The following is a 23,822-nucleotide window of genomic DNA, read 5'->3' as shown; positions in this document are numbered from 1 at the left end:
GGCTCACCTCTGTTTCTAATTTGGAATGAAGATGATGTTAGCAGCATGATATTTAGCCACTAACATCATCCCTTTTTCCTCTATTTACGCATTATTTCTGTGATTTTTTCTCTTGCTCCACCGCTTTATCCAGCAGTTTCTGCATCTTCGGTTGTTCTTGTTTCACATAATCTGCCGCCGTAATTTTACCATCCAGTACAGGTTGAATATCTGTGAAGAAAATATCGTACCATTCTGCATTATACGTATAGTTGCCTGGTAATGAGCGTCCATAGTCATTCACGATATCAATAAACTCTTGTTTATTGTTAGGCTTGGTTTTCGTATCTTTGGACCATTCATCAGCCATATCCAACAGATTCGGAATTTGTACCTTGGCATCTACGAGCTGCTTCATTCCTTCTTTAGAAGTTGTCAGATAGTTAACCAGTTCAACAGCTTCATCCGGGTATTTTGTTTTAGAGGAAACGCCGATACCCAGAGAACCAATCCATGTTGCCGATTTGCCAGTCGATCCGGCTGGGAACGGCAGCAAATCATATTCAAATGGCAGTTTTTCAAATGTACTCATATCCCAAGGACCTACCGGGAAGAATGCCATTTCGCCCTTCATCCAACGTTGGTATGTGTCCAATGTTTGTGATTGTTCAATACCAGGTGTGATTTTATATTTGTTTTGCATATCAGCAAAGTACTGAAGCGCTTCCGCAAATTTCGGATCATCAATCGTTACTTTAGTTTTGCTCTCATCCAGCCAATCAGCCCCATTACTCCATACAAAGGCTTGCAATGCCCACTGAACGTTAAAGCCTGTACCGTATTGATCTGGCTTGCCGTCACCATTGGTATCCTTGGTCAACTCTTGGTTGACCTTGATGAACTCATCCCATGTATACGGTTTGTCTTTATCAGGCAAAGGCACGCCCGCTTTTTCGAACATCGTTTTGTTGTAGCCAAGTGCGAATGGACCTAAGTCCTTCGGCATACCGTAAATATCTCCTTGACCGGCCATTTTGCCGTCATAGCGATACAAATCTATACCGTATTTCCAGATGTTATCCAGTTTAATATCCTTGTTCTTCTCAATGTAAGGAGTGAGATTCTTCAACACCCCACTGTTTACATAAGCTTTCACATCTCCAGGGGCAAAATAAAAGATATCTGGGAGGTTGTTTCCTGTAATCGCAGCTCTAAGCTTTGTAGCATATTGATCTGCTGCCGTCACGACCATTTTAACCTTTACGCCAGGATGTTCCTCTTCAAATTTCTTGATTACTTCCTTATAAGCCTTTTGTTCATCTGTTCCACCACGGAACATGAATGTCAGTTCCTTACTTCCATCACTACTGGAACTTCCCCCACTACAACCAGCCAGTGCAGCCACCATTAACAACAGAACAACCATTGTTATTGCAAAACCTTTTTTCTTTATCAACGCGACCCCTCCTAAATTTAAATGAAACCGCATACAATCGGTGCTAAAATAATTTCATACCACTCGGCCTAATCTTTAACTGTGCGGTACACAACCCGTTGTTGATTGCCGCTGTGATTATCATCCCTCTCATGTACCGTATAATTAACATTTTTCTTTATCAATAATGAATTCGTTTACAAACAAAATATAGCATGCCTTTCCTCGGTTCGTCAATGTATTTTTCAATCTTTTTAAATAGTTATAAAACATAGGTTAGAGTAACATGGAAAGCAAAATTAAATCGTATTTAAGTTTATTCACATCAAAAAAACTAGAAATAAATCTTAAATACGATTTATTTATAAAGTAATCCCTAATTTGGAGTTCAATTCGCTCCTCTTTTGGTTTAGTAAAAAAAATTTACAAAAAAGAAGTTTACTTCTTTTTGATTTTATTTTAACATAAATCAAAGTAAATATATAAGCGCTTACATTACAATTTTTATAGATAAGGATGGTCTATAGCTATGATTTATATTAAGGACTTAATGTCAGGGTTAGATATTTTTAAAGCACTGGGTTCAGAAATCCGCATTCAAATTCTCGAGTTACTTGCTTACCAGGGACAAAGTATGAATGACATTGCCAACAAACTTAATTTGAGTAACGGTACCATTACAATGCATATTCGAAAATTGGAAGAATGCGGTCTTGTGGAGATCAATACCGTGAGCGGCAAGCACGGTACCCGAAAAATGTGTTATTTGAACAAGGATAAGCTGATGGTAGATTTGCGCAGCAGAGAACAAAAAAATGTGTATGAGGTTGAGATTCGCGTAGGTCATTACAGTAACTATCAAGCGTCCCCCACTTGTGGATTGGTGACCCGAGACAGCATTATCGGCGATTTTGATGATCCACGCTATTTTGCAGATCCCGGGCGGCTGGAGTCGGAAATGATCTGGATGGCCGAAGGCTTTTTGGAATACCGCATCCCCAACTATCTGAAAGCGAATCAATCCTTTAAAGAAATTCAATTCTCCGCAGAACTAGGCTCAGAAGCACCCTGCTATTGTGAGGAATATCCCTCCGACATTTGTTTTCACATTAACGGTATCCCTATTGGGCACTGGACCAGCGCCGGAGATTTTGGAGAAGTGCCGGGGGTTCTCAATCCAGATTGGTGGCCACCGCATTTAAATCAATATGGTATGCTCAAATTAATTCGCATCAATCAGCAAGGCAGCTTCATTGACGGGTGCCGCATTTCCGAAGTCACAATAGACGATATTAACCTTAACTATAAAAGCGACATTACACTCCGCTTATCCGTAACCGATCAATCGGAAAACAAAGGTGGGCTCACTATTTTCGGCAAAAGATTTGGGAATTTCAGTCAGGATCTGCTTGTGCGGGTGCTTTATGATGTGCACGGGGAGGACAACGCCAACTCCTGACACGCCACATGTAAAAATAGGCCGAAGCCTGTATTCATTGAATACATGTCCTCGGCCTAAATATCCTGATCCTCACTTAAAGAGATATAGATCAATAAATAAAAAATGACTGCTATCCCAAACACCAACCAGCAAAAGGACAGTAAATGAAGCCTTGGTACTGCATGTACTCCCCATCTCCAAATATCCGTAAGGAGCACCAGTGGCTGCAATAATATGTCCCAGCTATTCCAGCGGGCAAATCTACCAATATATACCCCTATGCTGGCCAGCCACAACAACACAAAAACTACAGCCCATGCGAGCCCACCTGAACAAATCCTCCTCAGCATATGGTGGATCACCAATACACAAAGGGATGTAAGAAAAAGGCCAAGCCCTGCTGCTGAAAAAGACGTAAATAAGATTAACCAAAATTGTGTGTTCAACCAAAAACGTGTATCAGGATTCACATCGTAAAAACGAAACGCATGAAGTAACTCAGTCACCAAATAAAGAGCATTCGGCAGAAAAAACAACCATACAATTGAGGAGAAAAATAAAAGAATACTTCTCACTTTTGTACTTCGCAGTCGGGATAAAGCCATCATTCCCAGAGTGATAAAGACCGGAACCCAGGCCAGGAATATATCCCAATACAGAAATTGATACATCCTCGTTCCACTTGTGGACTGTAAATACATAATGAGTCCGAAACAGCCCAACGTAGCTACAAGCAGCACTCCCAACAAACTGGGCAGCTTGTAACCCTTCCTTCTTAACAGCAAGTTTCCATCTACCTCCTGCCTGAGCATGCGTATATACGTCTTTTTAAGTCCTATTTTATAACGCTTTCATATTTAGAGAGGGCCTTTGTCTATTTACTCCACCTTTCGTATGTCCTCGGATACATGGGTTGTTATCGTCAAGGCATCAAAGGTAACAGCACAGCCCTCCCCCACCGGAGATTGAGCAACAACTCCGACTTTGAGCTGGTTAGGAACATTCATACCAAAATATCTCGCCAGCCTCCAATGCTGACCGTCTGATGAATAATGAAATGCAAAGCAATTTCCAGCTCGTGCCACTCGTAAATACGGATTGGACACGTCCATCGCCCCAGAGACACAATCATCGGATGTATCCCGAGTGACCACACTAAGAATAGATGGAGTGCTTTCAAAATATTCAAAACACAGCTTAGCCCAGTGGGTATCATCCGCCATCATCATCAAGCATCCTGAATCATAAGGCTGCTTCATATCAACACAAACCCTCGTCCATATTGTAAAATCACCTTGAAGCGTTGTATGCAAAAAGGGTGCGGACGATTTTACCGTTGCGCCAGACGGATCTCTAAAGAAATCCGCCTGCGAAGGTGCAGAAATTTGCAAAGACTTGGAATCATCGAATCTCCATTCAGCCGGCTCATTGATCCAACTCCAATCCGCCGGCAATACTTTACCGCTAAAGCGTTCAAATACGTTCATATGGATACCATTCCTCTCTGGCAATATAGTCATATAACACATTGAAATCTGGGGCACAATCCCCTTGATACCACTATATACGTTATTTTCCAGTCGTCAATAATGATAATGTGTCTTTAAAGTTTATAAAAAAAAGACTTGCCATCCTGAAATGTTGTGCTTATAATTACACCTAACTTGATACGGTAACAAATTTCAATGACGAGAACGAGTAAGCTATACAGCGGATTTGCAGAGAGTTGGGGCAGGTGAAAGCCAACATTCCGAGGGTAGCCGAACGCCATCTCTGAGAAGCGGGCTGAACCTGAAGTAAGCTCTGCCGCCTTTCCAGCGTTAACCGGAACACGTATTGATGGATACGTGAACAGAGTGTCATTTCGTATGGAATGAAACTAGGGTGGTAACACGGGTATAAACTCGTCCCTTTACAGGGGCGGGTTTTTTTGTTTTTCAAAAAGGAGGAAATCATCATGACAAATGTATCGACAGCAGTATCTATAACCGATTTTTTGACTCCAGCTGTACGGGAAATGCCACCTTCAGGCATCCGTAAGTTTTTTGAATATAGTACAGGCCGAAAAGATATTGTATCGCTTGGTGTCGGTGAACCTGACTTTGTAACCCCTCAACATGTCAGAAAGGCCTGTATCACAGCACTGGAAAATGGTAAAACATCATACACACCGAATGCTGGACTTCCCGAGCTTCGTGAGGAGATTGCCGGGTATCTGGAGAGCAGCTTCAGCACATCCTACAACCCGACAGATGAAATCATGGTTACCATTGGAAGCAGTGAAGCGCTGGATTTGGCACTACGCGCCCTGATCACCACACACGATGAAATACTCATTCCGGCTCCATGTTATATTTCGTATTCGCCCATCACGTTTCTGAACGGAGGACATACCGTAACCGTTGAAACCTCTGCGGATCAGCAGTTCAAGCTAACAGCTGAGGCACTCCAAGCCAAGCTGACTCCACGATCCAAAGTGCTTATTCTCTGTTATCCGAATAATCCGACGGGTGGGGTGATGACCTATGAGGATTGGTTGCCGATTGCCCGCCTGGTTGAGGAGCATAATCTTGTCGTTATATCAGACGAAATATATGCTGAACTGACCTATGGACAGAAGCATGTAAGCTTCGCTTCTCTGCCGGGAATGAAAGAGCGTACCCTGCTCATCAGCGGCTTTTCCAAAGCATTTGCGATGACAGGCTGGAGGGTCGGCTATGTGTGCGGCCCAAGAGAGTTGATTTCAGCTATGCTGAAGATTCATCAATATACCGCCATGTGCGCTCCTATTATCGGGCAAATTGCCGCTATTGAATCCCTGCGTAACGGGCTGGAGGAAAAAGATCGTATGATGGAATCTTACAATCTGCGTAGAAAATGGTTCGTTGAAGGCCTATGTCAGACAGGGCTGCCATGTCACGAACCAAATGGTGCCTTCTATGCTTTTCCCTCCATTATGCACACAGGGTTAAGCTCAGAGCAGTTTGCCAAGCGGTTGCTGGAAGAAGAAGGAGTCATTACTGTACCTGGTTCCGCATTTGGCCCAGGCGGCGAGGGCTTTATCCGCTGCTCATATGCGTCATCGCGAGAACAGTTGGAAATGGCTTTGGAACGCATTAGCGCATTCTTGAGACGTCTATAAATGCGATTTTTCCTATCATAAAATGAATATGAACACTGGATAAACACTACCGTAGCAGCTTCTGAATAAGCTTTTTCTGGTGTGCTGGCAAGCCTTTTGGCCATTCCCCTACACGGCAATAACAAATGTTGGAGATTTCGACGCTTGGTCGGAAAGCACCCGGGAGTCCGGACATTCTAATCTTTAGGATGTCCGGTATTCAGAACGTTTTGCACAAAATCAGTCTTGGCCTCCGTGTATGCTTCACGATCATGCTGATTTTCCATCGCCAGCCGCCTTTTTAATACATCATATTGCTGAATCAGCTCAGGCTGTTCACGAAGTCGGTTCCGAAACAATAGCTGCCGATCCCAATGCTCATCAGATTTCAGTATGAGATGCAGATGTCCCTTTCTTTGATCCTGTTCCACTTTAACCAAAAATCTTCTCCATTCCCGACCGTCCAATTCAGGCGGAACATAGTTCCAGCCTGCTGGTTGTAAAGCAGACACGATCTGTTCCAGTTGATCCCAAGATTCTAATTTTACCATTATGTCAATAATGGGCTTAGCGGAAAGATTGGGAATTGCCGTGCTTCCTATATGTTCGATTTCCGTCACCTTAAACGGCAGTAATAACTCCCGCAACTGGTAAATGATCTTTAAGCCCTGCTCTGACCAGGCAGGATCAGGATTCACTATTTTTACAGGCTCCGTAGCCCACACCGGCCAATGTTCCTGGTTTTGCTCCTCATGCATTCATGATCCCCCCCTAATTTCTACTCATGTATTGCAGCTTACGACTGTATAACTGAGCGTTTTCCGCATCAAAACAAACAAAAATAATTTCATTCAAACCGGCATGTTCCTGTACAAAACGTGTCACTTCCTGTATAGCAATATCCGCCGCCTTTTCTTTCGGGAAACGGTAGATACCAGTGCTGATATTCGGAAAGACAATGCTTCGTGCATTCAGTTGCAAAGCCAATTGGATGTATTCTGGTAGTATTTCGCCAATAGCTCCTCTTCTTGATGGTCGCCACCATTCCACACAGGACCAACGGTATGAACAACATTCACGTTTATCTAAGTTCAATTTGGGTATTCATTAATCCTCCTCCTCTCGTAAAAAATCATCTTAGATAACACCCATTATTAATATCAAAGGTCGCTCCCGTATAATGCCTGGATCTTTTCGATAGCAGAAACAGGACAGTATAAGCAACATCTTCTGCTTTTAAAGGCTCAGGAATTAGCTGATGATTTGTATATTCCTCCTTTCTCCAATCAGGAATATGATCCATCATTGGAGTACTTACCATCGTTGGTGCCACAGCATTAACTCTTATATAAGGTGAAAAATTCATGGCACAGCTTTTAGTAAAGCCCAATATTGCAGCTTTTGATAATCCATAGATCGCATCTGAGCTTCCTTCCATTCCAGAAACAGAAGACATATTTACGATAATTCCCTGATGCTTCTTCTCAATCATGAACTTTCCAAAAAATTGCGAGAAATATACACATCCCTTAATATTTATGTCCAGCACCTTCTCTATTTCTTCCATACCATAGTCGAGTATATTCTTTCCTCTATAAACACCTGCATTATTGACTAAAGCTGTTATGTCCGGGTGTTCTCCCTTAATGTATGTAAAAAAATCAGTTACTTCCGTATAGTTACTTATATCTATCAGATAGGTGTACAAACTTGGTGAATTCAGTTCAGCCTCAAGTTCGTTTAAAGAACGTTTATTCATATCACACGCAATAACACTTGCGCCTTCCCTTAGACATTGCTGAGTAATTTCCTTTCCAATGCCGGAAGCAGCTCCTGTTATAATAACTTTCATTTTATTAAGCAATGAAGAAACCCCTCTCTCGTTCGGTATATAGTTTTACTCAAAATACCTCTCTCAAGTACTATCAGCTATATGAAAGAAACTTACTTCAGTAACATAAGTGCAGTCGCAACCGAATGATCCACAAAAGAACGCTCTGGGCGCGACTTCATCATCACGGTAATCCCAATTAACAAAGAGACCATCGTATGGGCCAGAGCTCGTGCGTCCATGCTAGCCTCCAGCTCTCCTGATCTTATACCACGCTCGAGGGTTTCCTGAAAGACGGCAGAAAGATACATCTGATGTTCTCTGGTTAAAATCTCAAATTTCTCATCATGAGGGGCTAATTCTACCATCGTATTAATACAAAAGCATCCTCTATTAGGCCCATCCTCGTACTCTTCTGCCACGACTCCTCCAAAAAAATTGTAAAACGCTTCTTTTACAGAAGAATTGCTTTGTAGTCTAGAGCGTACATAAGCAGCGTGGGATTGCGTATATTTGCGCAGCGCAGCTTCGAATAATTGCTTCTTGTCTCCAAAGGCAGCGTAAATGCTAGGGCGCTGAATTCCCATTTTGGAGGTTAAATCACTTAAAGATGTAGCCTCGAATCCCTTTTCCCAAAAAATTTGCATCGCTGCATCCAACGCTTGATCTTCATCAAATTCCCGTAGTCGAACCATAAGCAGCTCCTTCTTTTCATATCGTTCAGTATATTAAGATTGTATGATCACGATAAGAAACTGTCAAATATGTACATGATGAACTCTTGACATTTCATATATGCACGAGTTATATTGACCTAAATTCATTACATACCAATCGGTATATTATACTCAACGGTATGTAAATTACAGAAAGCGACGTGGTATGTGAAAATGAAGACGTCAGAAGAAAAAGCGGTACTCCTCCCTCATCAAACGGTAGCAAATGCTGCCGAAACAGCCCCCATTCCCTCCCTGTCCCGATCTGTGGCACTCTTGTTTGCCATAGCCTGCGGGCTGGCTGTCGCTAACATTTACTATGCACAGCCATTGCTGGATGCGCTGGCAAACGAATTTGGCATTACGCACTCATCGGTAGGCATGGTCATTACTATCACGCAAATTTGTTATGCGTTGGGATTATTGCTGCTCGTCCCGCTTGGCGATCTTTTGAATCGACGGAGACTGATTACAGGGCAAATGCTGCTATCCGTGCTGGCACTAATCGTGGTTAGCTTTGCTCCTACCCGTACAATACTGCTTATGGGAATGGCAATGGTTGGTCTGCTGGCTGTAGTCACTCAAACACTCGTGGCTTTCGCCTCTACCTTGGCTAATCCGACTGAACGTGGGCGTATCGTAGGTCTGGTGACCAGTGGAGTCGTTATCGGCATTCTGCTGGCACGAACCGTGGCCGGTGTATTAACTGATCTGGCAGGCTGGCGTTCAGTTTACCTTGTTTCTGCTATACTTACGCTGTTTATGGCTGGAGCTCTGTTGCGGGTGTTGCCAAAGAACGAACCCACAAGTGCGACACTTTCCTATCCGCAGCTGCTCCGATCGGTTATCGTACTATTTTTGCAAGAACGAATTCTGCGCATTCGTGCTGTCCTTGCATTGCTTATTTTTACGGCGTTCAGCATATTGTGGACTTCGCTTGTGTTACCTCTCAGTGCACCCCCATTGTCTCTTTCACATACTGCTATCGGGGCCTTTGGTCTGGCTGGAGTCGCCGGGGCATTAGCAGCAGCACGAGCAGGGCGTCTTGCCGATCAGGGCTTGGGACAACGGACGACGGGTATCGCACTAGTTGTGTTGCTGCTGTCCTGGTTACCTATCCGCTACACCGAGCATTCTCTGTTCGCTTTAGTTCTTGGCGTCATTCTTTTGGACTTGGCGGTACAGGCTGTACATGTCACCAACCAAAGCTTGATTTTCAATGTGCGCCCTGAGGCACGGAGCCGACTTACTGCAGGCTACATGATATTTTATTCCATTGGTAGCGCCACCGGGGCCATCGCTTCCACTCATATGTACATCTATGCCGGATGGAACGGGGTGTGTCTATTAGGAGCTGGTGTCAGTGCTCTGGCTCTCATCTTTTGGGCTTTAACTCGACGTTCAACTTGAAGGGGAGACTGCTATTGATTGAATCAGAAAAACCGCCGGGTCCACGACAATGACCGGCGGTTCTCTTCTGTCACAACAAAATCATCACTTGATTGCAATATAAATCAAAACAGGTTCATCAGGACTGCCATACACTTCAAAATCACCTGTGTATGTCCGCTCCCCTTGTCCCGTGGCAGCCCACTCCCAGATCGTCTGCCATACACGGAAGACAGAAGAGAGTTCCTGAGTTGCCTGAAAAATGGCGTAGCGTGCAGCCGGAATGACAAGTTCTTCAAGGTCATCAGGAGTTTGGAAATCTACAGCCGCTTCCTTCCCGATAAAAAACGTATACTCGCCCAAAGCTCCATTTTCATAGTCAGTATAGCAACCATAGACAGAAGCATGTCCTGCTTTTTCCTTTATCCGACCAGGCACGTCCTCACTCCAAAAACGTTCCCACATGTTTGGAATGATCCCGTGAGATGTTTGTTCATTCTGATTACTTGTACGTGCTTTCAACCCAATCAAACGGATCTCACCTCGATATTCTTCCCGAATGGGTCCATCCAGTGTAAGCCCCGTATCCTCTGAGGACCGCCATCGTTTCAAAAACGGCAGGTAATTGCGCAGCATCGAAGTCGCTTCTTCTTCCTGCATCCCCTCCTCTACCAGGAAAGGCACAGACTGCTGAATCATTCCCTCCATCGTCAATTCAGGCTGTACAAATTCGCCTTCCTTGTAACAATACTTGCAATACTCATCCGTTTTATGATGTTGTGCATCCGTTCCATATTGGTCCTCATGCTCTAGCGGCATCCCGCAACTTTGACAAGCTTTATCCATCCTCGTAAATCCCCTTTCGCTAACTGATATCAGGTATGCCACCAGTATAACGAAACAAACCTGACAACTATGGGTCAGGTTTGTTTTACTTTAACTAAGATTTCCTTTATGATTCCTGAACTTCTTCATAATTAGACGCAATACGCAGCGCCATCTTATGAATCTTGTCACGCAAATGGGCTGGTTCTTTGACAACCACATCCGGTCCCAGGCTTAAAATAAATCCGTACGCCCATGCATCCTCAGGAAACGGGACCGAAACCGTATAGATCCCTTCCTCCTGCTCGGTCAATGCTTCTACGCCAAACCAGTCCTCCGCCAGATGCCTTGAGTCACGGTTAAATTGTAGCGTAAATGGTTGTACGGCTCTGGATACCTCCATCCGCCCCTCATTCCACGGCAACACTTCATAAGAAAGATCCCTGCGAGCAAAAACTGTCTCTGTAACCACAGGGTCACTCATGCGCGAGAGTTTGAATAGACGAAACTGCTCCCTATCGGGACAATATGCATATACAAACCATTGTTGTCCTTTCAGAACGAGCGTATGCGGTTCAACATTCCGTTCCGTTATGGCTCCCCCCGCATTTCGATAGGTAAAGGCGACAGTGCGCGCTTGGCTCATTGCTTCTTTTACCTTTATCAATTTGCCTTCCTGCGCAGCCCGATTTCCCCATCCCGAATGATCGACGATAAACTGTGTGGTATGGACACTAAATTGCTCTTTCCCAGATTCCGGTATAATACTTTCAAATTTATGAAGTAACCGCGACACATTCGGGCCGCCCAACGACGAGGACAAACTCTGCAAACCCATCACGATATCCTTTATATCATGATCCGTCAGCATACTGCGATCCAGGCGGTATCCTTCCATCAGACCGATTCCCCCGTTGGCTCCCTGATAAGTGACCACCGGAATACCTGCCATACTAATCGCTTCAATATCTCTATAGATCGTCCGGATCGAAACCTCATATAAATCAGCCAGTTCCTTCGCTTGTATTCTATTTTTCTTTAGCAGCAAAATGACGATAGAAAGCAATCGGTCAATTTTCATTTTTTCAAAACCTTTCGTCATTAATAAAAATAAGCCATGAACTCCTCATCATATCCCTGACCGTGATATTCCAAAGCATTCTTTTCTATACCATAGGTTTCAAATCCCAATTTTCTATACAGCTCAACAGCAGCTTGATTGGTAGTCACCACACTCAGGTTGATTTGCTTCAAACCTTCCACTTTTCTACCTTGGCTGATCACTTCCAATAAAAGTTTTTTAGCGATCCCCTGGCCTCGATAGGTCGATGGTACATAAACTCCCCAAATTGCTCCCTTATGCTGCGTCTTTATTTTCTGCTCTCTTCTAAATCCGGTCATGCCAACCAGCTGATGATCCTTTGTAAATGCACCAAGTATGTAATGATCTCGTTTATTTTGTATCTGCTTCACCACATCAGATAGCGGAACTAGTGCGGCTTCCTCATAGGAGGTTCCAAAAGCTTCGGGGTTCATTTGTAGGGCTTCCAGTCTCAAATTCCAATAAGCCTCAGCGTCTGCTGGTTGTATGTTCCTGATTAAAACCATGGCTTCCCGTCCCTCCAAATGTTTTCCTTCATCTTACTCTATCTCTTATCTAAAATGAATCTGTTATTCTTCGATTAAAATAACCTCAGGTGCTCTATCCAGTCGGATAGAATGCCTGAGGTTTCAATAACTCCTTACAAATTATGACTCGTAGCGCTTCAGCACGATGACCGCATTATGACCACCGAAGCCGAAAGAGTTAGATAGCCCAATATTTAGTGGAGCCTTGCGCGCTTCGTGAGGCACATAATCCAGATCGCAAACCGGGTCCGGATTGTCCAGATGCATCGTTGGTGGAATGATGCCCTCCCGTAGGCTTTGCACAAGCGCAATCGCTTCGACCCCGCCCGCAGCTCCCAGCATATGACCCAGCATGGACTTATTCGCAGTAACCGGAATCTGATAGGCATAATCACCAAACAACTTATGGATTGCAAGGGTCTCAGCGGCATCCCCGACAGACGTACTCGTTGCGTGGGCGCTAATCACGTCCACTTCTTCAGGGGAGATGCGGGCCGAATGAAGGGCTGCTTTCATCGCCAAGTAAGCTCCGGTTCCTTCGGGATGCGGTGCAACCATGTGATAAGCATCCGAACTGGCTCCATAACCGATGACCTCACCATAGATTTCCGCACCACGGCGGATAGCGTGTTCCAGTGACTCCAGTACCAGAATACCTGCACCTTCGCTCATGACAAAGCCGTCTCGATCCTGATCAAAAGGTCGACTTGCTATAGAAGGCTCCTCGTTACGTGTGGACAAGGCAGTCGCATTAGCGAAGCTTGCCAAGGCCAATCTAGTCACCGCCGCTTCAGTTCCACCAGCAAAAATGACATCCGCATCTCCTGTGCGAATCGTCCGAAACGCCTCTCCAATTGCTGTATTCCCAATAGAGCAAGCCGTCACGGGTGAAAGCGTAGGTCCCATCGCTCCAAACGCGATACTAATTTGAGCAGCTGCCATATTCGAGATCATCATGGGTACCAGCGTCGGGCTAACTCTACCCGGTCCACGATGTAGCAGAACATCTACATTGTTCACCAACGTATCCAAACCGCCGACTCCCGATCCCACATAGACACCTACACGCTCCAAATCGGTGTGATCCAGTTCCAGACCGGAATCCTTAAGCGCTTGTTCTGCCGCATATAATGCAAACTGAGTAAACCGATCCATTCGTCTAGCATCTTTACGTCCCCATTGCTTTTCTGCATCAAAATCCTGTACCAGTCCAGCAATTTGTGCTTTCAAATCGGACACATCGAATGTATCAACTTTACGTATACCTGAATTGCCTTCCAGCAAATTCTTCCACAACGTGTCCACTTCATTACCTATTGGGGAAACGACACCCATACCTGTTATCACTACTCTTTGCATAAGCTATTCATTCCTCCTGCTCGGTGACTTACTTATAATCCTCATTTTACCCTTGTCTTATCCTATTACAAGTGTTTGTTTATCCTGGTATAATGAACACTACTATAGTAAACGCCTTATTTGCTCACTTCGGATATACCCATTGAATGGAGAGAAAAACCTATGAAAACGGAAGCACGTCTGGAAGCACTATCTGTTTTTCTAAAAACAAAAAGGGCCCGCCTACACCCACATATGGTCGGTCTCCCCCAAGGATCACGTCGCAGAACACCAGGCTTGCGCAGGGAAGAAGTCGCTCAGCTGGCAGGTGTCAGTACGACCTGGTATACCTGGCTGGAGCAAGGACGAGATATTAAGGTGTCCGCCTCTGTGTTGGATGCTATTGCTGCCGCATTGCAGTTGAACACAGACGAGCGCAAATATTTGTATGATTTGGCGATCGAGGCCGGGTCTCACAGCCTTCCTGTTCCTGCAGAGCAGGCAGTCATTTCCCCCTCTCTGCAAAAGATCGTACAAGAGCTACACTACTGCCCTGCTATTATTTCAGATCGGCGTTGTCATATTGTCGGCTGGAACGCCGCTGCTGCTCATGTTTTTATGGATTTTGCCGAGCTACCACATGAGCAACGCAATATGATTGAACTGCTATTCACCAAAAAGGAGTTTAAAAGTCTAGCCGTGAATTGGGAACACTTTGTAAAGGGATTCCTTGCAATTTTCCGCGCTTATTACGGGCAATACGTAACAGACCCCTGGTATGCACAATTTATACAAAATATGAGTCAGACCTACCCAGAGTTTAACGAGCTTTGGAATCAGAGTGAAGTAAGCTCCGCGCCGGAGGTGCTCATTGAATTTCGTCATGCCAAGGCTGGAAAAATGCTATTTGACTTGACTTCTCTTCAGGTACAGGGCAGTGTTGATCTCCGTTGCAGCATCTACACGCCTATTGCGCAGACCTCTACGGAAAGTAAACTCCAAAAGTTAATGGAAGGCAGCTAAAGGATTTCATCCCTCCTGTTATGAAGATATCTTTTTCCGTCCATACTACATCTACGATCTGTGCTAAATAGATGCCACATATGTGACAGAACCAAGAGCTTCAACTGTGCTACTACCAGGAGGGAGGGAATCATCATGAAAGCCAAATCGACAAGTTCCCCGCACATACCTAATCAAGCGCCACTGCCTGTTCCGGTGCAATTTGATCGAAGCTGGCAGGATGAGCTGGACCAGCGGATGCACAAAGGTGGCCCTTGGGGAGATTGGAATCTGTATCAGCTGGCCATTGAGGCTGAAAAAGTCAAACTGGTGCCGAGCTTTGATGAGCTTCAATGTCTACAGCATTTGCAAGACCTCACTCCACTACCCCATCAGCTGGATACCGCTCGAAAGGTACTGTTTCAAATGTCCGGACGTGCCATTCTTGCCGATGAAGTCGGCCTAGGCAAAACAATCGAAGCTGGAATGATCCTAAAGGAATATCTGGTTCGCGGGCTGGCTTCCAAAGTGCTTATTCTTGTACCCGCATCTCTGGTCCTACAATGGGTGCGTGAGCTGAACAGCAAATTCGGTATTCCCGCTGTCGCGCAGAAAAAAGCGTATTCTTGGTCTTCCGAGGTCGTCGTGGCCTCTATGGATACCGCCAAGCGGGAGCCCCATAGTAACATCCTACTAGATACCGATTATGACCTGCTCATTATAGACGAGGCTCATAAGCTGAAAAATAAAAAGACATCCAACTACCAGTTCATTATGAAGCTGCGCAAAAAATATTGTTTGCTCCTGACAGCAACACCTGTACAAAACGATCTGTCTGAGCTGTTTAACCTGATTACACTGCTCAAGCCTGGTCAATTGGGAAGACATGGCGATTTTTCAGCCAACTTTGTTGTAGATAAACGTCTACCCAAAAATGAAGATCAGCTCAAGGATGAGCTATCTAAAGTCATGATCCGCAATCGTCGCGGAGAAGGCCCGGTTCAATTCACCAAACGAAATGTTTCCAACATTCACTTGGAACTTTCGCCGGAAGAGCAAGCGCTGTACGATGGGGTGACCTCTTTTGTCAAAGAGCAATACCAGGCGAATGGCGGAAATTTAAGTAGCATGCTGTCTCTCGTCACCCTTCAACGGGAAGTGTGCAGCAGCCGGGACGCTGTGTTCGTGACGCTGGTCAATTTGTCTAAAAAGATGGCCCCAGACTCTCCCCTACGCGATCGTGTCTGGGATTTGGTTGCACATATTAAAGCGATCAAGGCTAATTCCAAAGCAGAAAAAGCGCTCGAGCTTATCCGTCAGATGAACGAAAAAGTGATCATTTTTACAGAATACCGAGCCACACAGGAGTATTTGCTGAACTATTTCCGTGACCGTGGCCTATCTGCTGTTCCTTACCGAGGCGGTATGAACCGTGGACGCAAGGATTGGATGATGGATCTGTTCCGTGGGCGAATTCAGGTCATGATTGCCACCGAAGCGGGTGGTGAAGGCATTAACCTGCAATTTTGTCACCATATGATTAACTTCGATTTACCGTGGAATCCCATGCGTGTGGAGCAGCGGATCGGACGGGTACATCGGCTTGGACAGACGCATGATGTTAATATTTTCAACTTGTCCACAACCGGAACGATTGAGGAGCATATCCTGCATCTGCTGCATGAAAAGATAAATATGTTTGAGATGGTCATTGGCGGATTGGACGTTATTCTTGAGAAATTTGAGAAAAAAGAATCCATTGAAAAAAGTCTGTATAAAATCATGCTTGAATCCAGTAGCGATGATGAAATTCGCAAAAAAATGCAAAAGCTGGGCCACTCGCTGGATTCCATCAAGCAGGAAATGGAACAACTGCGCACAGACCAGCCAAACACCGAAGATTTATTAGGCCTAGCAGGCAATACGGTTCCTCCGGGCAAAGCTCGACGCAGTGTGAAGGGAGGTCGCTAGTTTGACCATGAATGCACAGCAAGTCCAGCGTTTTGTACACACCTATCTGGAAGCTACCGGATGCAGTGTCATTGAGAGGTCGCCTCATCATGTAACCGTCAAGCTTTCTCCAGATGCGGATAAAGCCTTAACAAACCGCCCCTACTATTGGGGATACGTAGAGCGTACTGGCGTTCCAGCGCAGACGATGTCCTTCACTTTCATCTTTGATGGGGAAGCCTATCGCACAGAACAGGAACGTTTAGCGGATCATACGCCACCAACTCCAGCATTAGGCAACGCAGCACAAGATCAGGTCATGGGGCGTTACTTCGGTCATGTACCGACATTACCACAATTGGGACCTGGACGTATTTTGCAGGAGGAGCTTCGATATGGAAGCCGTCGGCTGCATCAAATTTTTGAAGCCGCACGTGATGGAGGGAAATATGTTTATTTGTTTGAGCAGCCTGATGCCCGTCAGCTGTCTGCCCGCTCTCCCGTAGTCTATGAAGCTTGGCTCAGCATCTGCTATAAGATTGAATTCGCCTGCGATTTGAAGCGTGAGGAACTTCAGTGGCTAGGTATTTCGCTTAAAAGCGGCACCATTGTAACCGATTTTGGCGCCATGCTCGAAACTCGGCAGCTCAGCCCGCTGCTGGCGGGTAATATGCATGTGCAGCCTGCCGAGCTATCTGTCCCTGAAGCTTCTAGCTCGCTTGAAAGCTATCTCACCGAACAGCTCCGTCAGCAAGATTATGATTGGGCTGAGCAGGCGAAGGAACGATTGCGCGAGGAATTGGAGGTTATTGACCACTACTACGATGATCTAATTAAGGAGCAGAAAGAGGAAGAGGATAAAAAAGAAGCCATATCAGAGCAGCATCAAGCCCGCCGTAAAGAAATGGTATGGCAATATGAGCCCAAGGTACTCGTATCCGCCATTAACTGCGGGATATTTCATCTGCGGTAACCGATATCTCTTGCTCCTTCGCAGGAGAGTTGCAGAGGTATCGTCAGCTTGTAACATCTTGCTTCAGCCTACATCAGTTTCCGCTGCTGTAACCACAAGTTTGGTTAAACATGTCTCCTATGTATCGACAGCATAAAGCGAACCTGGATACGACATTTGCGCCGACAAGGTGCAGCAGTCTTTTTATCGGACAGGCTGTATGCTGTATAAAAAGAATGCCTCCGTCGGGCAATCAAGCCGACAGAAAGGTGGATTTCATTGAAGAAGAATCATTCCGGGCACTATAGCATAGGTATGATCGCAGCTGTTCTGATCGGCCTGTCCGCAGTCTGTCCGTTCGCTTCCATTCATGCGGCTCCCTCAGTCGCACAAGGCAACAATTTAAACTTGGTGTCTCTCTACAACGAAAGCTCGCGGGTTCCTCCATTGAACTCCACGAGTCCTGCTACTCCTTCCCCGGGTGACGTTTCAGCAAGTTTTCCTACTAAGGAGCAAGGCGTGCCCGCAGACGTAAAACAGACTGCAGACAACATGGTACAATCCCTATCGTCACAGCCCCCTTTTGTCTCGTGGAAAGATGCTGAGCTTAGCTATCATCCGCTCGGACCTGGAACCCATAGTTGGCTTGTTCAAGTAAACCGTGCGGGAGAATACATCGGCTACCTGATTATCGGATCAGACTCAAATGGCGCATATCAACTCAACGAATACGGGAATGGTCCAGGCGGGCCTTATAGTATGGATGTACTTCGTCAATCCTTAGTGTCGCTCACAGATACTGATCTTTCATCTATCGACAAGCTGCAAATCACACCTATGTATGAGGAACCGCTACTAGCCTACTGGCTGGTGCGTTCCTCTACAGGCAGCGAAATATGTATTGATGCTGTAACTGGCGATCCGTTACCTGTAGAAGTGGCAGATGGGAGTTGGAAACATAAGCTCCAAAACAACGTGTTCTCTTCATCTGTACCCTTTTTGAAAACCCAGGCGCAAGCAGTTACGGTCTCGTCTGCTCCTTTCGATCCCTATGACGATCTGGGTTGGCTTCAACCCAAGCAAAAACTTTTTGTCCGTAACACAGCCCAATTTATGGATACACTGAGTATTTCACCGCGTATTATATTTTCTGCCACAGGTATCAATTTTGCCTTTGGAGGTCCCTTATCCATTAGTGGGTATCAGTCCTGGATATCCCCAGATCATCCGTCCCAACCCAATTTATATGCGTTAACCTACCATCATGGACTTTCTCGATTTGTACCATTAAAACAGTTATTGTCAGCTGGCGAATTTTATCGTTTGGACTCCTAATTATTAAGAAACACGAAAAGATCGGAATGATCCCTACAACATAAAAAGAGACCTCAATTGGCATACCCTATGCCTCTTGTGGTCTCTTTGGCGAGTTTAAGGTCGCTCCCTTCGCCCTCTGCGTGTGGATTTCATCCACATTTTCAGAGCTAGAGGCAACATGCCAAACCATTTGCTCCCCCACGGCTCTCTGGCTTGTTTTTGACTGCGCCGAACATCACGCGGCGTTTCCATATAGCGAACAATCCGCTGCGTAATATACGTCACCAGTTCGTCACTCTTCGCCATCCTCCATGACCTCCTCCAATCTGCACCTATTATTTCCACTTACGTTGCTTGGAAATATCATATTCACACGTTAGGTGCAGATAAAACTAGCTTGCTCATTTTCCAAAAGGTCTAACCCCTGTGGGAATAACTAAGCATGGTTTCCCTTAAATGGAACATACTATCTTCAACATAACAGTTACCCCAAGGCTAATTGTCATATTTGAAGGCAGCTAGCAGCTTTAGGTTTGATGCCTGTTATGCATGGTTTTTCAGTAAATAATCAATTCGTCCACTGGAGGAATAGAATGTGAGGAAAAAAAAGTTAAACAAAATATGGTTGACATGCTTGGGGTTCAGTCTATGCATCCTTTGCAGTGCTGTATTTGCCCCATTTACCTATATAGCTGCTCAGCCCGACGAGAAAAGTAACGAACCGAACAAGTATATAGATAGTCCAGCCAACGTACATTCATCCTATCACGCTTTTGCTAAGCCCGTTGTCCTGATTGATGTAGGCCATGGCGGTGTGGATGGTGGAACAAGTCACAAAGGAATTTTGGAAAAAGATATCAATCTCGCCATTGCTCAAAAGCTGTACTTGATTTTACGCTCCCAGGGATATCCTGCTGTCCTGAATCGGGACAAGGACTACGCACTGAGTGACGACAACCGTTGGCTGCAGTCCAAATCCCGGCACCTTAAAGACCTCGCACAACGGAAAAGCCTAACAGAACAACTGCCCACCGCTTTGGTTGTAAGCCTGCATGTCAATTGGAGCAAACGTGCCGAAAAACGGGGACCCATTGTACTGTATCAGGATGAAGGCAGCAGCTATCTGTTAGCTGAACGGATTCAGCATTCATTAAACCGCTTATTTTGCATGAATAGAAAAACAGTGTACGGAAAACCCTTTTATCTTTTGAATAAAATCCGGCAACCCGCTGTAATTGTGGAAACCGGATTTATCAGTAACGAACAGGACAGAGCTATGCTTTCCGAGGATCGTGGTCAAAAAAGCATTGCCGAAGCTATTGCCGCAGGCATTATTGCGCATTTGACGGCATGGTAGTGTTGATGGCTGGGTCTCCCGTCCATCCCCATACAGCTCGTACCAAATCGCTAATACCCACAAATTTGGCGTGCTCCTTTAGTTTGGGAACCGACGAATGAAGAGCGGAGGATGTGTACATACCAGACACGCCGACGTGCCCAATCGTTACGCAGGTGTTGTGCTTATCCAGCCATTCAACCACTTTTGTAAGTTGCCGATTCACATGGGCGAGGTTATGGACATCATCCAGAAAAACATCATTTCGTACTGGTGGCATTCCCTTTTTAGCGGCAAGCTCAGGGACCACTGACCGATAATTAGTACGGCTATCGACAAAAAATAGTCCATGCTCCTTACAAACATCAAGAACAATGGACATAATGCGCTTATCCGAAGTGACCTTGGAACCCATGTGGTTGTTCACCCCTATCGCAAAAGGAACATCCTTAATGGCTGCTGTCACCTTCGCACGTACTTCTTCATCCGTCATATTAGCCTTAATTGCCCCAGGCCCAAGCCATTGGGGCTTCCCTTGCTTTGGCTCCATTGGAAGATGGACGATGACATCATGACCGCGCTTATGCGCTTCCATAGCGTCCTGCTTGGTTGTAGGCAGGAAGGGCATCACAGCAACGGTAATCTTAACGGGTAAATTTAAAATTCGCTCAGTTCCTTTCATATGGTTTCCCAGATCGTCAATAATGACAGCAACCATCTTTTGCGGATCGTCCTGTTTGTCTATTGCTTCTGCAACACCAGTACTACAGACCATGAATAACATGCATACCGAAATACAGAGTACTACGGTTTTTCGCATTTTGGAGCTTGAATGGAATACAGGTACATAAGCTGGCTCTTTCCGAGCGCGAGATTCCTTTAAAGCCTTTTTTATTATATTTCTCATGTGCAGCTTCCGTCGTGTACTCATTGCGGGTCAGCCTCCTTCTCTGTCCCTTCATTGTGTGAGTAACGTCGTCTAAATATGTATAAGGCAGATCCATGGAATAATCCTGATCTGCCTTATCGTGCGTAGAAACGTATGTTAAAGCCGCTTACCAGTTCTTATCAATAAATTCATCACGACCTGATTGGGCCCGATCTTCCTTATAGTGCTTCACGTTTTTCTTGTGGTAATCCTGATGATAATCCTCTGCAGGATAAAAAATCGAAGCAGGAAGAATCTCCGTTACAATTGGCTTATCAAAGCGTCCACTTTGTGCCAACTGCTCCTTGGACTGTTGTGCAAGCTCACGTTGCTGCTCTGTATGATAAAAAATTGCGGGTTTATACTGTGTACCCCGGTCCTGAAATTGACCTTCCCCGTCGGTAGGATCTGTTTGCGGCCAATATAATTCGAGCAGCTTTTCATAAGGAAACAGCTCAGGTTCAAAAGTAATCTGCACCACCTCGTAGTGACCTGTAGTTCCTGTTTTAACCTGCTCGTAGGTCGGATCGGCAATCGTTCCTCCAGTGTATCCTGACACAATGCCATGAATGCCCGGCTGCTCTTCAAACGGAGTTACCATACACCAGAAGCATCCACCTGCAAAAGTCGCTTTCTCCATCTTACATCCAACCTTTCAATAACTTCATCATAAAGTGCGTTATTTTCTATCATATCTTAAAAGATAACCTTATAAAAGAATTGTTTATGAACTTGAGGAATTCGCAAAAATTCCACCTAAAAGTAATCAAGTAATTTGCCAGAATCCTTTATGGAAATCCATAGTTTGCGGGAAGACAAGAAACGTGTTCAGCTTAAACTATGAGCAAATCCCCGGAAATATAAGAAAAAGGCCTCTAAAACTGCTACGAGAGCAATTCTATAGACCTTTTCTAATAGATGCGGTCGAGAGGACTCGAACCTCCACGGGGGGTTAGCCCACACGGACCTGAACCGTGCGCGTCTGCCAATTCCGCCACGACCGCATATAAGTTGTCGTTTATCCTCGAAAGATCAATCTTTCTTAGCGACAAGATAGATCATACCATGCTCATATCAAGATGTCAAACCTTTTATATTTGTTAATTTCCTCTTGATAAAAAAGGAATAATAAACTAAAATGAGAACATAAGTTCTTGGGAACGAAGGTTCCTTTTCTTCATTCGGTTATGAATTATCATCACATTTTCTTAAGGCGGTGAATGGTAATGATCTCTTTAGATACTACTCAGCATGAATGGTCTCTTGTGAAAAGTTATCTGCTCCTTACCTTTATTCAAAAAGTATTTGAGCGGGACAGCCTAATTCTTGAAGAAAGCGGTATGCTGAAAACCCCTGATCTTTATGTCGAAATGGTTAACGCAGGTGTAGATCGTACCGGGATCCTGCTGTCTGAAATAAAACATGAATTTAATAAATATCACATTCATGTTCTGGACATACAACAAAACCACTCCGGCGTTCACGCCACCTATATAAGTAAAGGAAATAAAGAGCAGTTCAGTATGGCAATGCCAGCGTTCCGCAAAGAAATGTATGAACGGATGCGAGCATATCTCGGGCTCTCAACCTCTATGCCCCATACAGCCCTTCCTTTACTAGAGAAACATCGCCCCGAATTACCAAACAATTCAACATCCAAACCTCTACGCATCGTTGAACGAAGTTTGGTTACATCCTCTTTGGCTTATAAGCGTAAAATGTCTCGCCCTGCTGCTTTTACCGCAAGCAGAAGAGCATAATCCCCGCACAACCAACACGCAAAAGAAAAAAGCTTCCGCAGACACCAACTGTGCTCGGAAGCTCCTTTCCATATTCATCATATATCCAAATCGATCTATAACCGCTATGACGAAGTATAAGCTCATCAATTAATGATTCGCCTTATTGCAACGCCTTCTGTACACGCGTTACCCCTTGGCTTAGAGCATGTCCTCCACCTACTGCTGCGGCTACAGCAATGGTCTCCATAATTTCCTGATCACTGGCTCCTTTGGACCGCGCCTCGTCCACGTGATAAAACGTGCATACCTCATTGTTGGCAAATAAGCCAATGCCTAGCGCAATCAGTTGCTTGGTTTTTTCATCTAGGCTGCCGGCTTGAAAGCACTCTCCGGTAAAACGATGATATGCATGAACTACCTCGGGCAACTGATCTTCCAAATGGCTGATTTGATCCTTGTATGCATGTACTTTTTCGTCCATAACCGTCATTGACACAGCACGTCCTCTCTGTTGGATTTTCCTTCATTACTGTGTCCGATTTAGAGTTTCTGTATGCCTAATGAATCAGCCAGTTATTTTTATCCAACACCCATTTGAGAACCCATTCCTAATCCAGATCTATCGGATTGTGACGCGGCTCGCTGAACGACTGGTATGTATAGCTGCGATCCAATTTGACCACACGTCGATTCTGGCGACGAATAAGCACCTGTTCCTCATCCCATGCCAGTACAATGCCCACAACATCGTTGGACTCCAATCCATCGCGTACGACACGTACCTTTTCACCGGAGAGTCGATAAGCATCCAATTCTTCGTCCATAATCATCCTTGTCCCCTCCTTATTCACTTTTTTAGCATAACGATCATGGTTCTATATACATGAAAAA

25 protein-coding genes, 1 tRNA gene and 1 other annotated feature are annotated in these 23,822 nt (G+C 45.1%); of the genes, 9 read left to right on the top strand and 17 right to left on the bottom strand.

Annotated elements, in window-relative coordinates; translation table 11 throughout:
- Window positions 1–91: 91 nt before the first annotated feature.
- Window positions 92–1,435: an ABC transporter substrate-binding protein gene (locus ACYCSE_RS19250; RefSeq protein WP_069291652.1), complete on the bottom strand. Its 1,344-nt coding sequence runs from the start codon at window positions 1,433–1,435 to the stop codon at window positions 92–94.
- 508 nt (window positions 1,436–1,943) lie between these two features.
- Between ACYCSE_RS19250 and ACYCSE_RS19245 the strand changes: the two genes are divergently transcribed.
- Window positions 1,944–2,873 (top strand): ArsR/SmtB family transcription factor, encoded by a 930-nt coding sequence (locus tag ACYCSE_RS19245; RefSeq protein WP_061828569.1) that lies wholly within the window; start codon window positions 1,944–1,946, stop codon window positions 2,871–2,873.
- Window positions 2,874–2,929: 56 nt separating this feature from the next.
- On the opposite strand, the gene ACYCSE_RS19240 is transcribed toward ACYCSE_RS19245, so the two are convergent.
- The gene (locus ACYCSE_RS19240; protein WP_069291650.1) at window positions 2,930–3,640 is read right to left on the bottom strand and encodes a DUF1361 domain-containing protein; all 711 of its coding nucleotides are present in this window, start codon (window positions 3,638–3,640) and stop codon (window positions 2,930–2,932) included.
- Between the two features lie 93 nt (window positions 3,641–3,733).
- Window positions 3,734–4,342 (bottom strand): DUF1349 domain-containing protein, encoded by a 609-nt coding sequence (locus tag ACYCSE_RS19235; RefSeq protein ID WP_250268031.1) that lies wholly within the window; start codon window positions 4,340–4,342, stop codon window positions 3,734–3,736.
- A 189-nt stretch (window positions 4,343–4,531) separates the two neighbouring features.
- Window positions 4,532–4,770: a binding site (T-box leader), on the top strand.
- A 42-nt stretch (window positions 4,771–4,812) separates the two neighbouring features.
- On the opposite strand from ACYCSE_RS19235, the gene ACYCSE_RS19230 reads away from it, so the two are divergent.
- Window positions 4,813–5,997: an aminotransferase class I/II-fold pyridoxal phosphate-dependent enzyme gene (locus ACYCSE_RS19230; protein WP_250268030.1), complete on the top strand. Its 1,185-nt coding sequence runs from the start codon at window positions 4,813–4,815 to the stop codon at window positions 5,995–5,997.
- 176 nt (window positions 5,998–6,173) lie between these two features.
- Here ACYCSE_RS19230 and ACYCSE_RS19225 read toward each other — a convergent pair whose 3' ends face one another.
- The 4 genes from ACYCSE_RS19225 to ACYCSE_RS19210 form a co-directional block, all read right to left on the bottom strand.
- The gene (locus ACYCSE_RS19225) at window positions 6,174–6,734 is read right to left on the bottom strand and encodes a GrpB family protein (RefSeq protein ID WP_459699385.1); all 561 of its coding nucleotides are present in this window, start codon (window positions 6,732–6,734) and stop codon (window positions 6,174–6,176) included.
- 13 nt (window positions 6,735–6,747) lie between these two features.
- Window positions 6,748–7,071, bottom strand: coding sequence for a macro domain-containing protein (locus tag ACYCSE_RS19220; RefSeq protein WP_459699383.1), 324 nt, complete (start codon window positions 7,069–7,071; stop codon window positions 6,748–6,750).
- Between the two features lie 37 nt (window positions 7,072–7,108).
- On the bottom strand, window positions 7,109–7,840 hold the full coding sequence (locus tag ACYCSE_RS19215; protein ID WP_069291647.1) for an SDR family NAD(P)-dependent oxidoreductase: 732 nt from the start codon (window positions 7,838–7,840) through the stop codon (window positions 7,109–7,111).
- A gap of 80 nt (window positions 7,841–7,920) precedes the next feature.
- Window positions 7,921–8,502: a TetR/AcrR family transcriptional regulator gene (locus tag ACYCSE_RS19210; RefSeq protein WP_459699381.1), complete on the bottom strand. Its 582-nt coding sequence runs from the start codon at window positions 8,500–8,502 to the stop codon at window positions 7,921–7,923.
- A gap of 195 nt (window positions 8,503–8,697) precedes the next feature.
- Between ACYCSE_RS19210 and ACYCSE_RS19205 the strand changes: the two genes are divergently transcribed.
- Entirely contained in the window at window positions 8,698–9,933 is a 1,236-nt protein-coding gene (locus tag ACYCSE_RS19205) for an MFS transporter (protein WP_061828691.1), read from the top strand.
- Between the two features lie 84 nt (window positions 9,934–10,017).
- Here the strand turns inward: ACYCSE_RS19205 and ACYCSE_RS19200 are convergent, their stop codons facing one another.
- The 4 genes from ACYCSE_RS19200 to fabF all read right to left on the bottom strand — a co-directional run bounded on the left by ACYCSE_RS19200 (window position 10,018) and on the right by fabF (window position 13,725).
- Entirely contained in the window at window positions 10,018–10,758 is a 741-nt protein-coding gene (locus ACYCSE_RS19200; RefSeq protein WP_254325896.1) for a zinc ribbon domain-containing protein, read from the bottom strand.
- A gap of 106 nt (window positions 10,759–10,864) precedes the next feature.
- Window positions 10,865–11,818 carry a helix-turn-helix transcriptional regulator gene (locus ACYCSE_RS19195; protein ID WP_061828692.1) on the bottom strand — a complete coding sequence of 318 codons (954 nt, stop codon included), beginning with the start codon at window positions 11,816–11,818 and terminating at the stop codon, window positions 10,865–10,867.
- Window positions 11,819–11,838: 20 nt separating this feature from the next.
- Window positions 11,839–12,363 carry a GNAT family N-acetyltransferase gene (locus ACYCSE_RS19190; RefSeq protein WP_254349436.1) on the bottom strand — a complete coding sequence of 175 codons (525 nt, stop codon included), beginning with the start codon at window positions 12,361–12,363 and terminating at the stop codon, window positions 11,839–11,841.
- A 123-nt stretch (window positions 12,364–12,486) separates the two neighbouring features.
- Window positions 12,487–13,725: a beta-ketoacyl-ACP synthase II gene (gene fabF / locus ACYCSE_RS19185; RefSeq protein WP_459699377.1), complete on the bottom strand. Its 1,239-nt coding sequence runs from the start codon at window positions 13,723–13,725 to the stop codon at window positions 12,487–12,489.
- A 162-nt stretch (window positions 13,726–13,887) separates the two neighbouring features.
- Between fabF and ACYCSE_RS19180 the strand changes: the two genes are divergently transcribed.
- From ACYCSE_RS19180 to ACYCSE_RS19165, 4 genes are all read left to right on the top strand, one after another.
- Window positions 13,888–14,727, top strand: coding sequence for a helix-turn-helix transcriptional regulator (locus ACYCSE_RS19180; protein WP_165175805.1), 840 nt, complete (start codon window positions 13,888–13,890; stop codon window positions 14,725–14,727).
- Window positions 14,728–14,862: 135 nt separating this feature from the next.
- Window positions 14,863–16,677, top strand: coding sequence for a DEAD/DEAH box helicase (locus ACYCSE_RS19175; RefSeq protein ID WP_459699374.1), 1,815 nt, complete (start codon window positions 14,863–14,865; stop codon window positions 16,675–16,677).
- A gap of 1 nt (window position 16,678) precedes the next feature.
- Window positions 16,679–17,629: a YqhG family protein gene (locus ACYCSE_RS19170; RefSeq protein WP_459699372.1), complete on the top strand. Its 951-nt coding sequence runs from the start codon at window positions 16,679–16,681 to the stop codon at window positions 17,627–17,629.
- A 258-nt stretch (window positions 17,630–17,887) separates the two neighbouring features.
- Window positions 17,888–18,943, top strand: coding sequence for a hypothetical protein (locus tag ACYCSE_RS19165; RefSeq protein WP_459699370.1), 1,056 nt, complete (start codon window positions 17,888–17,890; stop codon window positions 18,941–18,943).
- Between the two features lie 96 nt (window positions 18,944–19,039).
- Here the strand turns inward: ACYCSE_RS19165 and ACYCSE_RS19160 are convergent, their stop codons facing one another.
- On the bottom strand, window positions 19,040–19,231 hold the full coding sequence (locus ACYCSE_RS19160; protein WP_459699368.1) for a YqzE family protein: 192 nt from the start codon (window positions 19,229–19,231) through the stop codon (window positions 19,040–19,042).
- A gap of 289 nt (window positions 19,232–19,520) precedes the next feature.
- Between ACYCSE_RS19160 and ACYCSE_RS19155 the strand changes: the two genes are divergently transcribed.
- Entirely contained in the window at window positions 19,521–20,282 is a 762-nt protein-coding gene (locus ACYCSE_RS19155) for an N-acetylmuramoyl-L-alanine amidase (RefSeq protein ID WP_459699366.1), read from the top strand.
- Here the strand turns inward: ACYCSE_RS19155 and ACYCSE_RS19150 are convergent.
- The 3 genes from ACYCSE_RS19150 to ACYCSE_RS19140 all read right to left on the bottom strand — a co-directional run bounded on the left by ACYCSE_RS19150 (window position 20,257) and on the right by ACYCSE_RS19140 (window position 22,193).
- On the bottom strand, window positions 20,257–21,192 hold the full coding sequence (locus ACYCSE_RS19150; protein ID WP_459699364.1) for a divergent polysaccharide deacetylase family protein: 936 nt from the start codon (window positions 21,190–21,192) through the stop codon (window positions 20,257–20,259). The two genes, ACYCSE_RS19155 and ACYCSE_RS19150, sit on opposite strands and share 26 nt — an antisense overlap.
- Before the next feature lie 124 nt (window positions 21,193–21,316).
- Window positions 21,317–21,829, bottom strand: coding sequence for a peptide-methionine (S)-S-oxide reductase MsrA (gene msrA, locus ACYCSE_RS19145; RefSeq protein ID WP_061828586.1), 513 nt, complete (start codon window positions 21,827–21,829; stop codon window positions 21,317–21,319).
- A gap of 279 nt (window positions 21,830–22,108) precedes the next feature.
- Window positions 22,109–22,193 (bottom strand) — tRNA-Leu (locus ACYCSE_RS19140).
- 222 nt (window positions 22,194–22,415) lie between these two features.
- Between ACYCSE_RS19140 and ACYCSE_RS19135 the strand changes: the two genes are divergently transcribed.
- Window positions 22,416–22,949: a hypothetical protein gene (locus ACYCSE_RS19135; protein WP_459699362.1), complete on the top strand. Its 534-nt coding sequence runs from the start codon at window positions 22,416–22,418 to the stop codon at window positions 22,947–22,949.
- A 142-nt stretch (window positions 22,950–23,091) separates the two neighbouring features.
- On the opposite strand, the gene ACYCSE_RS19130 is transcribed toward ACYCSE_RS19135, so the two are convergent.
- Together ACYCSE_RS19130 and ACYCSE_RS19125 are read right to left on the bottom strand one after the other, a co-directional pair.
- Window positions 23,092–23,421 carry a carboxymuconolactone decarboxylase family protein gene (locus ACYCSE_RS19130; RefSeq protein ID WP_013309744.1) on the bottom strand — a complete coding sequence of 110 codons (330 nt, stop codon included), beginning with the start codon at window positions 23,419–23,421 and terminating at the stop codon, window positions 23,092–23,094.
- Window positions 23,422–23,539: 118 nt separating this feature from the next.
- Window positions 23,540–23,761: a hypothetical protein gene (locus ACYCSE_RS19125; RefSeq protein WP_061828588.1), complete on the bottom strand. Its 222-nt coding sequence runs from the start codon at window positions 23,759–23,761 to the stop codon at window positions 23,540–23,542.
- Between the last annotated feature and the right edge of the window lie 61 nt (window positions 23,762–23,822).

It is taken from the genome of Paenibacillus sp. SEL1 (genome assembly GCF_054602535.1).
This window is presented reverse-complemented; position numbering and strand designations above follow the sequence as displayed.